Genomic DNA, 12,485 nt, shown 5'->3' with positions numbered 1-12,485 from the left:
AGCAGTACGGCGGTGGGATGTTCAGCACCCAATCGGGCGGTGGAAGCTTCTTCTCGAACCGCCCGGGCACCAGTCGATTCAGTCCCGCACAGTCGGCCCCCGCAGAAGACAACTCGGGTAGTGGAAGCCTGCTGTAGAAGCGGGCTCAAGATGGCGGAAAGCGTTGTGAACTCTGGCATGCGATCAGGCGCGCAAGCTGTTGCGCGAGGGCGACTTCTCGGCTAGGAACCGTCTCGTGCCCCTCTGGCGGAATGGTAGACGCAGAGGACTCAAAATCCTCCGCTGCGAGGCGTGCCGGTTCGAGTCCGGCGGGGGGCACCATTCTCTCACAAGCAGACAAGCAGAGTGACGTCGGACCTTATTGAGGCCCGAATAAAAGTCGGCTCAGCCAACCACGCGGCCAGATTGACGCCCGCACAGAGCGGGCGTAGACAGGCCGCCGTCATTGCCCAGCCTCCCGCGCCCGTCCAGCCGGCATTGCAATTTTCTGCAGTGTGAATTGGTCCCTCCGGCCGCATCGCGAAACGTGATCTTCCGGTCCTGGGCCAGAGCCGTGACGAGCCCATTGATGCAGTTCCCGGAGCGTTCGCATGAACCCCCATTCCACCCGGCCGCTATGGCAGCGGTTTGCCCTCTTCCTCGTTCCGCTGATGGCGTCCAACATCCTCCAGGCACTGTCGGGAACGATCAACTCGATCTATGTCGGTCAGATGATCGGCGTGGAAGCCCTCGCCGCGACGGCCACATTTTTCCCGATCCTGTTCTTCCTGATGAGTTTCATCATCGGGCTCTCGGCCGGCTCCACTATTCTGATCGGCCAGGCCTGGGGCGCAAAAAACATCGACAAGGTCAAGCAGGTCACCGGCACGACATTGGCGACGGCTTTTGTCCTTGGACTTGTCGTGGCGATTGGTGGCGGGCTCTTCACCGAGCAGATCATGACCGTTCTGGGAGCGCCAGAGAACATTCGCCACCTTGCCGTGGGCTACGCGCGAATCGTGTTGATCGGAATGCCCGGGTTCTTCCTGTTTCTCGTTGTCACGTCGGTGCTTCGCGGGGTCGGGGACACGATCACGCCGCTGTTTTCCTTGATCATGTCTATGGTGGTGAGCCTGCTGGTCACGCCGGCGCTGATCCAGGGATGGTTCGGTTTGCCGCAGCTCGGTGTCGACGCGGCAGCTTGGGCAATGATCGCCGGATTTGCCACGGTCCTTATTTTTCTCTTCGTCTACATGCGGGCGCGCAACATGCCGCTGGCACCCGACGGCGTGCTGCTCGGCGCGGTGTTGCGCCCCGACTTCAAGCTTCTGGGCCTCATCCTGAAGCTTGGCATCCCCGCGGGGTTGCAGATGGTCATTTCGTCCATCGCCGGCATCGTGGTGGTCGGACTTGTCAATCGGTTTGGATCCGACGCGACTGCGGCCTACGGCGCGCTGGGGCAGGTTATGAGCTATGTGCAGTTTCCGGCCATGTCGATCGGCATCGCCGCATCGATCTTCGCGGCGCAGGCGATCGGTGCCCGCCGTAACGACCAGCTGGGCGAAATCACCAAGACTGCCCTCGTGCTGAACCTCATCATCACCGGTGGATTGATCGTGCTCGCCTATCTTTTCAGCCAGCACGTGGTGGCATTGTTCATCACCGACCCGTCCGTTGTCGATTTGACGGAGACGCTTTTGCACGTAGTGCTGTGGAGCATCCTGTGCTTCGGCTGGAGCGTCGTGTTCTCGGGCATCATGCGCGCTAGCGGTACGGTCTACGCGCCGATGCTGCTGTCGCTTGCCTGCATCCTCCTGATCGAGCTTCCCGGCGCCATCTGGCTCAGCCAGACGAGCCTGGGGCTGACGGGGATCTGGGTCGCCTATGCGGCGAGTTTCACGATGATGCTGATATTGCAGGCTGCCTGGTATCAGTTCGTGTGGAAGCGCAAGACAATCGTGGCGCTCGTCTAGCTCCAAAGAAAATGCCCGGTATCGCTACCGGGCATTTTCATTATTCACGACCGAAGGTCATTCTCAACGCCCGCTTTCCACCTGGCGCAAAGACATCGACTTCCACATGGGCGGGGTCCTGCGCCATGCGCCGGGTGCGGGCCGAGAGGGCCATTACCACCGCTAGCAGATCGCCCACCGAGCGCTTCTGACGCGGCAGAATCCGATCGGTCATGCCAGACAGCGCTTTGTTGCGCACGCGCATATCCGGCGAGGCAAGAGGCGAACGGCCGACGAAATTGGCCAGTTCGATAAGAGCGTTGCGCTCACTCATTGGGCTACTCCAAACACAAGCACCAATTGCATTCCAAGGAGCGGCAATACGCGCCGCTTACCTGCTTCGGGCCCGCTGGACCCGTGTGGACGGCGGTTTACCCGCCGCTCCACGGTGTCGTATCAGCCCTGCATCGCCAGGCACGCCATGTCCTGGGCCTTGAGGTGATTGCACATGTTGGTCGCCGCATCGCGGTCGCCAAAGCCGACGAACCGAGCACGGAAGAACTTCTGACCGTTCTTCTCGAAGGGTTCGACATAGGAGCGGAAGTCTCCGAGCGAGCCGACCTTGCCGGCCGCGTCGGACAGCATAGCGCGCGCACTGTCTTCGGACGGGCCGGCGCCGATCTGGACGATCCAACCACCGATGGAAGCGGCATCGGCAACCGAACCGGAATGCATCAGGTCGACTGGCTGGTCGGCAGCATCACTGGTGCCGCCATTGACGCTGCCCGGCGGGAGCAGTGGCGTGGACGGTGCCGTCTGGCCGAGTGCTGCCGGAGGTGCGCCGAGATTGTAGGTTTCGCTGAGCCAAGCGCCTATGACATCCTGGCTATAGTTTGGTGCTGCCTGGGTCGGTGCTGCCAGGACATTGGCGGCCTGGACAGCAGGCGACAGGCCAAGATCAGCCGGGGCCGGTGTCGGCAGGGCGACTGGAGCCGCCGAGGCGACGGCGACCTGGGGCTGCGGCTGGGCTCCGTTACCAGCGACGAGCGCCGCAAGGCGGAAGTCGGGCATGGGCGTGGGCATGACGAAAGTGGGCTTGCGCGGCTGGGCCAGCGCAAACTGGGTGTTACCCTGGCGCCCCGGCACCGGAACCATGGCGGTCTGCAAGTAGTCGCCGCGACGACCCTTATCGAGGTAGTTGGCCACGAGCTGGCGCACCTTCTCGTCGCGCGAAGCCGCGGAGTTGAAGCCGAAGGCCACGATGACGATGTGGCGGTTATCTTTGCGGGCGGCGGTGAGGAGGTTCGAACCGGCGGCGTTGATGTAGCCGGTTTTGATGCCGTCAACGGCGCCCATATAGCCCAGAACGCGGTTGTGGTTGCCGTAGGTCTTGCCGTTATAGCGGAAGGACGTGGTCTGGAAGAAGGAATAGTACTGCGGGAAATGCTGGTATACGGCGATGCCCAGGATTGCCTGATCGCGCACGGTCGTTACCTGGCCGCCATCCGGAAGACCCGACGCGTTGCGGTAGGTGGTGTTGCGCATGCCCATGGCTCGGGCCGTGGCAGTCATGCGCTCGGCGAATTTGGATTCCGAACCGGAAATATGCTCGGCAATAACGCGGGCCATGTCGTTGGCCGAAAGGGTAACCAGCGACTTGATGGCGTCTTCTACCGAAATGGTCGAGCCAGCGCGCAGGCCGAGCTTGGTGGGGACGGCCGAGGCGGCGTGCCGCGACACCGTCATTTTGGAAGACAGGCTGAGATTGCCAGCCTGCAGTTCCTGAAAGAGGACGTAAAGCGTCATCACCTTGGCGACGGACGCCGGGTAACGCCTTGAATCTGCTTGATCTTCGTAGAGGACGCTGCCGGTCTTGGCATCGACGACGATGCCGGCATATTTGCGGAGGTTCTCGATGGCCTGCGCATGGGTCGCAGCCGAGAGGCTGACGGTGAGGGCCACAAGGACAGCAGCGGCGGCGCGGAAAAATGCGGTGCGCCAGGGGGTCTTTGCCAGGGAAATCACCCGGTACTCCAATTACTTAATCGGGCTTTCTGCCCGTACTCAACCTGTTCGACGCAGCAGGATCCGGTTGTCCCCAAACCACAAAATCCAGCCTCTCAAGAAGTTAGCTTCGCCCCGTTACGAATCCGTAAAATGCAACGAAATTTCGTCAGAAAGCGGCGTCCGGGCCACAGGATGTCACGCATGACCATGACAATGCTGTGAAATTGCTAACGTTGGCGCACCCTTGGCTGCACTCACACTTTCGGGATTGGATTGCCCTTAACACCGCGTGGTTTTTGCCTACATAATGGGTCCAACCAACTGCTTCGTTTCCTCCCCGCGACAGTGCGACCACAATGACCTCTACTCCCCTTCTGCCCAATGCCATGCCGACATCCGAGAGCCCGCCGACGGTGCCGCCGAGCATCGTTGCCGGCCCCAAGGACGACGATGGCCGTCGCCCAGGCGGGAACGATACGGATTTCGAAACCGGGACGGTGACCAAGACGCGTCCCAAAACCAAGCGCCCGAACCTTTACCGGGTGCTGCTCCTGAACGACGACTACACGCCGATGGAATTCGTCGTCCTGGTCCTGCAGGACGTCTTCAACAAGTCACGCGAAGACGCCATGCAGATCATGCTGCACGTTCACCAAAAGGGGGTGGGTGAGTGCGGCGTATATCCATACGAGGTGGCCGAGACCAAGGTGACCCGCGTCATGGATACGGCACGCAAGAACCAGCATCCGCTGCAATGCGTGATGGAAAAACAGTAGGAACATCATATGCCCTCATTTTCGCGCGGACTCGAAAAGGCCCTGCACCAGGCGATGAACCTGGCCCGTGAGCGCAACCATGAGTTTGCCACCCTCGAGCACCTGCTTCTGGCCCTGACCGACGACCGCGACACCGTCGCGGTGTTGACAGGCTGCGACGTCGACATCGACGCCCTCAAGAGCGACCTCGAAGATTTCATCAATGAAGAACTGGACAGCCTCGTGGTCCAGAATGGCCAGGATGCGCGCCCAACTGCCGCATTCCAGCGCGTGATCCAGCGCGCGGTCATCCATGTGCAGTCGTCCGGTCGGGAAGAGGTTACCGGCGCCAACGTGCTCGTCGCCATTTTCGCCGAGCGCGAAAGCCATGCCGCCTATTTCCTCGAACAGCAAGACATGAGCCGGCTGGACGCGGTCAATTTCATTTCGCACGGCATCACCAAGTCGGGCCCGAGCGAGGAGCGCAAGGTGCGCGGCGCCGAGGATGGCGAAGGCCATGCCGAGGGCGGACCGGAGGCCAAGAAGAGCTCGGCCCTGGCCGACTTCTGCGTCAACCTCAACGAGAAGGCCCGCCAAGGCAAGATCGACCCCCTGATCGGCCGCGATGCGGAGTTGCGCCGCACCATTCAGGTGCTCTGCCGCCGCTCCAAGAACAATCCGCTCTATGTGGGTGATGCCGGCGTGGGCAAGACGGCCATCGCCGAAGGCCTGGCGCGCAAGATCATCGAGGGCGACGTGCCCGAGGTTCTGCAGGAGGCTGTCATCTATGCACTCGACATGGGCGCATTGCTGGCCGGCACACGCTATCGCGGCGACTTCGAAGAGCGTCTCAAGGCAGTGATGAAGGAACTCGAGAAGATGCCCAATGCAGTGCTCTTCATCGACGAGATCCACACCATGATCGGCGCCGGCGCTACTTCGGGCGGTGCGCTCGATGCCTCGAACCTGCTGAAGCCTGCTCTGGCTTCCGGCGCGATCCGCTGCATCGGTTCGACCACCTACAAGGAATATAGGCAGTTCTTCGAGAAGGATCGGGCTCTGGTCCGTCGCTTCCAGAAGATCGACGTCAACGAACCGACCGTTCCCGATGCCATCGAGATCGTGAAGGGGCTGAAGCCGTATTTCGAAGAGTTCCACAAGGTGACCTATACCGACGACGCCCTCAAGGCGGCGGTGGAGCTCAGCGCCCGGTACATCACCGACCGCAAGCTGCCCGACAAGGCGATCGACGTGATCGACGAGACCGGCGCCAGCCAGAAGCTGCTGCCGGAAGGCGAGCGCAAGACGGTGATCGACGTCGAGGATATCGAGACGACGATCGCGTCTATTGCCCGCATTCCACCCAAGTCAGTGTCGAAGTCCGATGCGGAACTGCTGTCGGGCCTCGAAACCAGTCTCAGGACCGTGGTGTTCGGCCAGGACGATGCCATTACGGCGCTGTCTTCGGCGATCAAGTTGGCGCGCGCGGGCCTGCGTGAACCGGAAAAGCCGATCGGCTCCTATCTCTTCACCGGTCCGACCGGCGTGGGCAAGACCGAAGTGGCCAAGCAACTCGCCGACACACTCGGCGTGGAGCTGCTGCGGTTCGACATGTCGGAATACATGGAGCGGCACACGATCAGCCGTCTCATTGGTGCCCCTCCGGGTTATGTCGGCTTCGACCAGGGTGGCTTGCTGACCGATGGCGTCGACCAGCATCCGCACTGCGTCGTGCTGCTCGACGAAATCGAGAAGGCGCATCCCGATCTCTACAACGTTCTGTTGCAGGTGATGGACCACGGCAAGCTGACAGATCACAACGGCAAGGCGGTGGACTTCCGCAATGTCATCCTGATCATGACGTCGAATGTCGGTGCTTCCGAACTCGCTCGCTCGCCGATCGGCTTCGGTCGCAAGCGCGAAAAGGGCGATGACGAGGAGGCGATCAACCGCACGTTCTCGCCAGAGTTCCGCAACCGGCTCGATGCGATCATCTCGTTCGCGCCGCTGCCGCGCGAAGTCGTGCGTCGCGTCGTCGAGAAATTCGTGCTGCAGCTCGAGGGCCAGCTGGCCGAACGCGGCGTCACGATCAACCTGACGCCGGAGGCAGCAGACTGGCTTGCCGAGCACGGCTATGACGAACGCATGGGTGCGCGGCCGCTTGGCCGGGTGATCCAGGAGCACGTCAAGAAGCCACTGGCGGACCAGGTGCTGTTCGGCGAACTGGTCAATGGTGGCTCGGTAACCGTTGCGGTCGTCGGCGAGGGCTCGGAAGCCAAGCTGGAACTGGTGGCGGTGCCGCCGCGGCCAGCAAAGCCCAAGGCGCTCCCGAAGCCGAAGAAGCCCAAGGCTTCCGTGGACAAGAGCTAAGAGAAAGGCCCGGAGCGATCCGGGCCTTTTCGTCTGTTGCGGTTCGGCGACGACCACCAGAGACGCCTAGTAGCAGAGGACCCTGTCGCAATCGGCGGTCAACTGCACCAGCTTCGGCGGCATGGCGGGTTGCGCACCCTTGAGGACGATCTGATCGGCGGTGATATTTCGCGCCTTGGCGGACATGCCCGAAAAATAGATCTCCGCGCCATCGGCAGCATTGAGCGCATCGAGATGCTCCATCAGCTTGCCGGTGCCCAACCCTTCGGTTTTGGCTGCGACCTCCGCCGTCAGCAGGTGAACGCCATCGCCCGCAACGAACAGCGCCAGCTGATGCCCCTCTGTCACCACCGTGCGAGCGATCAAGAAGGCCAGAGCGGCCTTGGTGGGGTCAGATGGCCCCACAGTGACATGGACAAGAATTCTGGACATAGCGGTTCCCTCCCAATGGGAGGACACTACCGCTTTGTACGGAATAGAAAAGGCGGTGATCAGGGGCGCGGGGCGGCGACGACATGGCCAATAGTGAAGGCCCCATAGACTACCAACGGCATCACAAGGGCGAAGATGTCCAATGTGCCATAGGCAAGCGCGCCGAAAGCGGCGCCAGCCAGCAGGCTGAGCCATATCAGCATATGCTGGAGCCAACGCCCGAACGGCGCGCGGCCGCGCAACGCAAAGGCAAGGTCCTGCGCTGCGGTGTAAAGCGTACCGGTGACAAAGGTGGCGCCGAGGCGAACGCTTCCCTTGGCCGCGAGAACGGCATTCTGAGCGCCGGCGGTGGCCGCCAGAACCAGCATCGTCTGGGATGGAGGCAGTCCCGCCAGCGTGAGAACAAGCGTTGTGGCCACGCCCAGCATCACGGCCGCACTGGCATAGACCTGTCCCCAGCGCAAGTCGACCAGAGCTAGTAGATTGGCGACCAGGGCGCCCACGAAGAAGAGGGCTACCAAAGCCAAAGAAAGAAGGACGACGGAGACGTGTCCTTCCACCAAAGCCGTACCGCCCTGGGTCGTGTTGCCGCTCATGAACGAGACATAATAGCCACCCAGTTCGATAAAGCCGATCGAATCGAGAAAGCCTGCCGCCGCGGTGAGCAGCATTCCGAAAAGCAGGTGCCGGGTCGGCGTCATGGGATCAGAGGTGCGCCGCGATCGCCTTGGCGATCGTCGCGAGTTCGGCGTCGTCCGCCCGACCGGACGCGTGTGCGCCCAAGGGGACGTCCTCATAGGCCGGGATAAGATGGAAATGCAGATGAAAGACGGTTTGCCCCGCAGGCGCCTCGTTGAACTGGGCAAGGCGGATGCCATCGGCGTTGGTGGCGGATTTCACGGCACCAGCGACGCGTTGCAGCAGGGGCATGACGGCCGACAGGGCGGCGGGATCGGCATCCAGAAGGTTACGCGACGCGGCCTTGGGGATGATAAGCGTGTGGCCCTTCGATTGAGGGAAGATGTCCATCATGACCAGGGCGATATCGTCTTCGTAGACCTTGTGGCACGGCAGTTCGCCCTTGAGGATCTTGGCGAAGATGTTGGTGGAGTCGTAGGTCATGATGATCGTTCCGCTGCGTGGCCAATAGGGTGTTCTGGAGGCCTGTCAAATCCCCAGATCGTCACCCTCGGGCGCGACGAGTGTGCTATAGTTCGCTCAAGCCATCGCAAGCGAAGTGGCCTCGGGTCAAGTGCGGCGCCATTCGAGTATCGCGGGAATGGGCCTCTCCTCTCATTTCGCTCCGCTGGGTGGAATTGCCTGCGGCAGGGCCCAAAGGGTGACGGCTGGTTCGCGCAGAGAGATCAGTGTCGGAGACGGACACCCCCACCCGGCCTCCCCCTGTAGGAGCGGGAGGGGCAGATTGAGGCATCCCCTCGCTGCTCAGTTATGGCCTTGCGGCTTGGCGACCCCATCTTCACCACTGATGGGAAAGATGACCGAGGCTACCGATCCTGGCGCTCGCCCTTGCGGAAGGGGGTAAAAGTTTCGAGCATTTCCTGCTGCTGTTCGATGGCCGGACGCTCATCCTCGAGGTAGTCGGCCACGGCGCGGCGGAGGCCCGGATGGGCGATCCAGTGGACCGAGTGGGTGAGAACCGGCTCGTAGCCGCGGGCGAGCTTGTGCTCGCCCTGCGCACCTGCTTCGACGACGGCGAGCTTGTAGGCGATGGCATAGTCAATCGCCTGGTAGTAGCAGACCTCGAAATGGAGGAATGGCACATCGCGGATAGCGCCCCAATTGCGACCGTAGAGCCGATCCCTGCCGCGGAAATTGATGGCGCCAGCAATCGGTGTCGGGCCGTCGTAGGCGAGCATCAGAACGACGCGATCGGCCATATACTGTCCGAGGAGCGAAAAGAAGGTGCGGTTGAGGTAGGGACGACCCCATTTTCGGGCCCCGGTGTCCTCGTAAAAGTCGAAGAAGGCATCCCAATGCCGCTCCTCGATTTCGGCGCCCGTCAGCCATTTAACGGTGATGCCGTCGGCAAGGGCGTCGCGGCGCTCGCGGCGGATCGTCTTGCGTTTCCGCGAGGATAGGGTTTCGAGGAAGTCCTCGAAGCTTGCATAGCCCTGGTTGTGCCAGTGGAACTGCGTATCGACGCGTCGCAGCCAATCGAGCGAGCCGGCAAGGTCGGCTTCGCTTTCGGGCACGAAGGTCAGGTGCACCGACGACGCTTCGAGCCGGCCCGCCAGTTGTTGAGCTGTCTGTAGCAGCGCTGCCCGCGTTTCGAGATCATCGGAAGGAACAAGGAGCTTTGGCGCCGTGGCAGGAGTGAAGGGCACCGATCCCTGGAGCTTGGGATAGTAGCGTCCGCCAGCGCGCTCCAGGGCATTGGCCCAGCCGTGGTCGAAGACATACTCACCCATGGAATGGGATTTCAGAAACAGCGGCAGGAGACCAACCGGTGTGCCGGCCGCGTCGGCAAGGAGGATGTGCTGCGGTTGCCAGCCGGTCTTGCCGGTGGCGCAGCCGGAATCCTCGAGGGCGCGGAAGAAAGCGTGGTCGAGGAAGGGATTGTCCGGCACACCACCGCTCGAGGGCACGAGTCCGTTCCAGACGGCAGGAGGGATCGACGCGGTGGAGGGGTGAATGGTGGCGGTGAAGCTGGGCTCGGGCACGGGATGGCTATCCCTGACTGGTGTTTTGTCGCGTATCCGAACCGAAAGCGTTTCCAGACGAACCGGGAAAGCTTGCTCGGGTCCAGCCGATATGGGGAGCGGCGGCCCCGGCTTCAACCGGGGCCACGGGTTCAGACTTCGATGACGGCGTCGATTTCGACGGCCGCGCCGAGGGGCAGGGACGTAACGCCGAAGGCTGCCCGGGCGTGCTTGCCCTTGTCACCCAGGATGCCAACCAGAAGGTTGGACGCGCCATTGGCGACCAGGTGCTGCTCGGTGAATTCGGGCGTCGAGGCCACGAGCACGGTGAGCTTGACGATCTGCTTGATCTCGCTCAGCGGCACGCCCGCCATATGCACGACCTGAGCCAGGATGTTGACGGCGCAGAGTTCGGCAGCGTTTCCGCCCTGCACAACGTTCATGGTGTCGCCGAGCCGGCCCTGCACAACGCCGTTGGCATCGCTCGAAATCTGGCCCGAGACATAGAGCAAGTTCCCGGTGCGGGACACGGGAATGTAGCTGGCCACCGGGGCCTTGGGAGCGGGAAGTTCGTAACCGTACTGGCGGAGCTTTTCGATCGGGTCGGTCATGTGGATTTGCCTTCGAGGTCGTCTGCTTCTTCTTCGGATACCGGCGTCGTTTCCGGCCGGGATGAATATAGCTTGCCGCGAACAACGGCAGTCCGACCGAAACGGGTTCGAACCTTGTCCATGGCCCGTTCGGCTGCCGCCTTGCGGGCGACCATCGGCTCGAGCAGATCGCCCGGATCCGAGCCGTCGGCGACATCCAGCCCGGATACGCCAATGCCGATGAGGCGAAAGGCGGTGCCGTCGATCTCGCGCTGCAACAGGCCCATGCCGGATTCGTAGAGCACATTGGCAAGCTGTGTCGGCATCATCAGGTGTCGGGCCCGCGTGCGCAACTTAAATCCTGCGGTCTTGAGCTTCAAAGTGACCGTGTCGCCGACGACGCCCTTTGCCTTGAGGCGCTCGGACAGACGTTCGGAGCATTTGAGGAGCTGGGTCGAGAGTTCGTCGAGCGAAGCGATATCGGTGTTGAAGGTCGTTTCCGAGGAGATGGTCTTCATCTCGCCTTCGATGGACACCTTGCGGGCGTCCTGTCCCTGGGCCAGGCGGGCGAGGCGAGCGCCGGATTCGCCATAGAGGCGCATGAGGCGGGCCGGATCTTCCTGCTGCAGCTGGCCGATGGTCTGGTAACCGTCCTTGCGCAGCGTCTCCGAGAAGACCTTGCCCACGCCGTAGATGAGGCCGATGGGCCTGGGGGCCAGGAAGCTGAGGGTCTCCGCCTTGCCGATGACGGCGAATCCACGCGGCTTGTCGAGATCGGAGGCGACCTTGGCGAGGAACTTGTTGTGGCTGAGACCAACCGAGATGGTGACGCCGAGGTCCTTTTCGATGATGCGGGCGAAGCGGGCCAGAGAAAGGGCAGGGGGCGCCTTGTGGACGCGCTCGGTGCCGGTCATGTCGAGAAAGGCCTCGTCGATCGAGAGGGGCTCCACCAATGGCGTGAGCGCATCCATGTGAGCCCTGATCTGCCGGCTGACCTCGACGTACTTTGCCATGTTGGGCGGGATGATCACGGCATCGGGGCAGAGTTCGCGCGCCTTGAACATGGGCATGGCGGAGCGGACGCCTGACTGCCGCGCGATGTAGCAGCAGGTGGACACCACGCCCCGCTGCCTGCCACCGATGATCAGTGGCTTGTCGCGCAGGCTCGGGTCGTCGCGTTTTTCGACAGAGGCATAGAAGGCGTCGCAATCGACATGGGCGATGGAGAGCGAAAACAGTTCGTCGTGGCTGCGCAGGCGCGGAGAGCCGCAGGACGGGCAGCGACCCGGCACGGGGGCTCCCGATCCAGTCTTCAGGCAATCGCGACAGAACCAGTCGGCCATGTCACTCGGTTCGGTTGAGGCGATGCCAGACGCGCATGAAGGCTTCCGGGGTGAGGCCGGCATTGGCGCAGAGGGCGAGCAGAATCGGTTCGTTTGCGGCAAAATAGTCGATGAGGCCGTGCTGCAGGCGCTCCGTGCCGACCGAGTTGCGCAGCGACTGCGGGTCCAAACCGGCGTGCTGCATGAAAGCCAGGAGTTCCTCGGGGTGTTCGGCAAGGTAGCCCAGGCAAGAGTCGGCAAGGGCGGAAACGTCCGGCGCACGGTCGGATACGGGCACGAAGCAGCCTCATGTGGTGTTTTGTTTAAGTTTCAATGCTAGCTCAGAAGCAAGAGAAAGCGAAGCTGCGCATCAGCATGCTGGTGGGCATCGGGGCGGGGCGCCGGGCAGGCGTCCAAG

Annotated in this window: 12 protein-coding genes and 1 tRNA gene; 4 read left to right on the top strand and 9 right to left on the bottom strand. The window is 62.3% G+C overall.

All coding sequences use genetic code 11. The features are described from left to right. Nucleotides 1-237: 237 nt before the first annotated feature. Nucleotides 238-321 (top strand) — tRNA-Leu (locus CCK88_RS05505). A 269-nt stretch (nt 322-590) separates the two neighbouring features. Further along, nucleotides 591-1,952 (top strand): MATE family efflux transporter, encoded by a 1,362-nt coding sequence (locus CCK88_RS05500; protein WP_086469485.1) that lies wholly within the window; start codon nt 591-593, stop codon nt 1,950-1,952. 40 nt (nt 1,953-1,992) lie between these two features. Here CCK88_RS05500 and CCK88_RS05495 read toward each other — a convergent pair whose 3' ends face one another. Beyond that, nucleotides 1,993-2,265 (bottom strand): hypothetical protein, encoded by a 273-nt coding sequence (locus CCK88_RS05495; RefSeq protein ID WP_086469484.1) that lies wholly within the window; start codon nt 2,263-2,265, stop codon nt 1,993-1,995. Nucleotides 2,266-2,387: 122 nt separating this feature from the next. Next, on the bottom strand, nt 2,388-3,956 hold the full coding sequence (locus CCK88_RS05490; RefSeq protein ID WP_170926363.1) for a serine hydrolase: 1,569 nt from the start codon (nt 3,954-3,956) through the stop codon (nt 2,388-2,390). A gap of 368 nt (nt 3,957-4,324) precedes the next feature. Between CCK88_RS05490 and clpS the strand changes: the two genes are divergently transcribed. Together clpS and clpA are read left to right on the top strand one after the other, a co-directional pair. Continuing rightward, a complete protein-coding gene (gene clpS, locus CCK88_RS05485) occupies nt 4,325-4,714 on the top strand; it encodes an ATP-dependent Clp protease adapter ClpS (RefSeq protein ID WP_086470827.1) in 390 nt (129 codons plus the stop codon). Between the two features lie 9 nt (nt 4,715-4,723). Further along, nucleotides 4,724-7,063 carry an ATP-dependent Clp protease ATP-binding subunit ClpA gene (gene clpA / locus CCK88_RS05480; RefSeq protein WP_086469482.1) on the top strand — a complete coding sequence of 780 codons (2,340 nt, stop codon included), beginning with the start codon at nt 4,724-4,726 and terminating at the stop codon, nt 7,061-7,063. A gap of 66 nt (nt 7,064-7,129) precedes the next feature. On the opposite strand, the gene CCK88_RS05475 is transcribed toward clpA, so the two are convergent. The 7 genes from CCK88_RS05475 to CCK88_RS05445 form a co-directional block, all read right to left on the bottom strand. Beyond that, the gene (locus CCK88_RS05475; protein WP_086469481.1) at nt 7,130-7,495 is read right to left on the bottom strand and encodes a DsrE family protein; all 366 of its coding nucleotides are present in this window, start codon (nt 7,493-7,495) and stop codon (nt 7,130-7,132) included. A gap of 59 nt (nt 7,496-7,554) precedes the next feature. Beyond that, nucleotides 7,555-8,196, bottom strand: coding sequence for a YoaK family protein (locus CCK88_RS05470; RefSeq protein ID WP_086469480.1), 642 nt, complete (start codon nt 8,194-8,196; stop codon nt 7,555-7,557). 4 nt (nt 8,197-8,200) lie between these two features. After that, nucleotides 8,201-8,617, bottom strand: a complete 417-nt coding sequence (locus CCK88_RS05465; protein WP_086469479.1) for an HIT family protein — start codon at nt 8,615-8,617, stop codon at nt 8,201-8,203. Between the two features lie 383 nt (nt 8,618-9,000). Beyond that, on the bottom strand, nt 9,001-10,176 hold the full coding sequence (locus tag CCK88_RS05460) for a GNAT family N-acetyltransferase (RefSeq protein ID WP_086469478.1): 1,176 nt from the start codon (nt 10,174-10,176) through the stop codon (nt 9,001-9,003). Nucleotides 10,177-10,307: 131 nt separating this feature from the next. Then, nucleotides 10,308-10,766 carry a RidA family protein gene (locus tag CCK88_RS05455; protein WP_086469477.1) on the bottom strand — a complete coding sequence of 153 codons (459 nt, stop codon included), beginning with the start codon at nt 10,764-10,766 and terminating at the stop codon, nt 10,308-10,310. After that, a complete protein-coding gene (locus CCK88_RS05450; protein ID WP_086469476.1) occupies nt 10,763-12,088 on the bottom strand; it encodes a DNA polymerase IV in 1,326 nt (441 codons plus the stop codon). The genes CCK88_RS05455 and CCK88_RS05450 overlap by 4 nt, the downstream gene beginning before the upstream one ends. A 1-nt stretch (nt 12,089) precedes the next feature. Continuing rightward, on the bottom strand, nt 12,090-12,365 hold the full coding sequence (locus CCK88_RS05445) for a DUF3572 family protein (RefSeq protein WP_086469475.1): 276 nt from the start codon (nt 12,363-12,365) through the stop codon (nt 12,090-12,092). Nucleotides 12,366-12,485 lie beyond the last annotated feature (120 nt).

It is taken from the genome of Devosia lucknowensis (genome assembly GCF_900177655.1).
GTDB lineage: Bacteria > Pseudomonadota > Alphaproteobacteria > Rhizobiales > Devosiaceae > Devosia > Devosia lucknowensis.
This window is presented reverse-complemented; position numbering and strand designations above follow the sequence as displayed.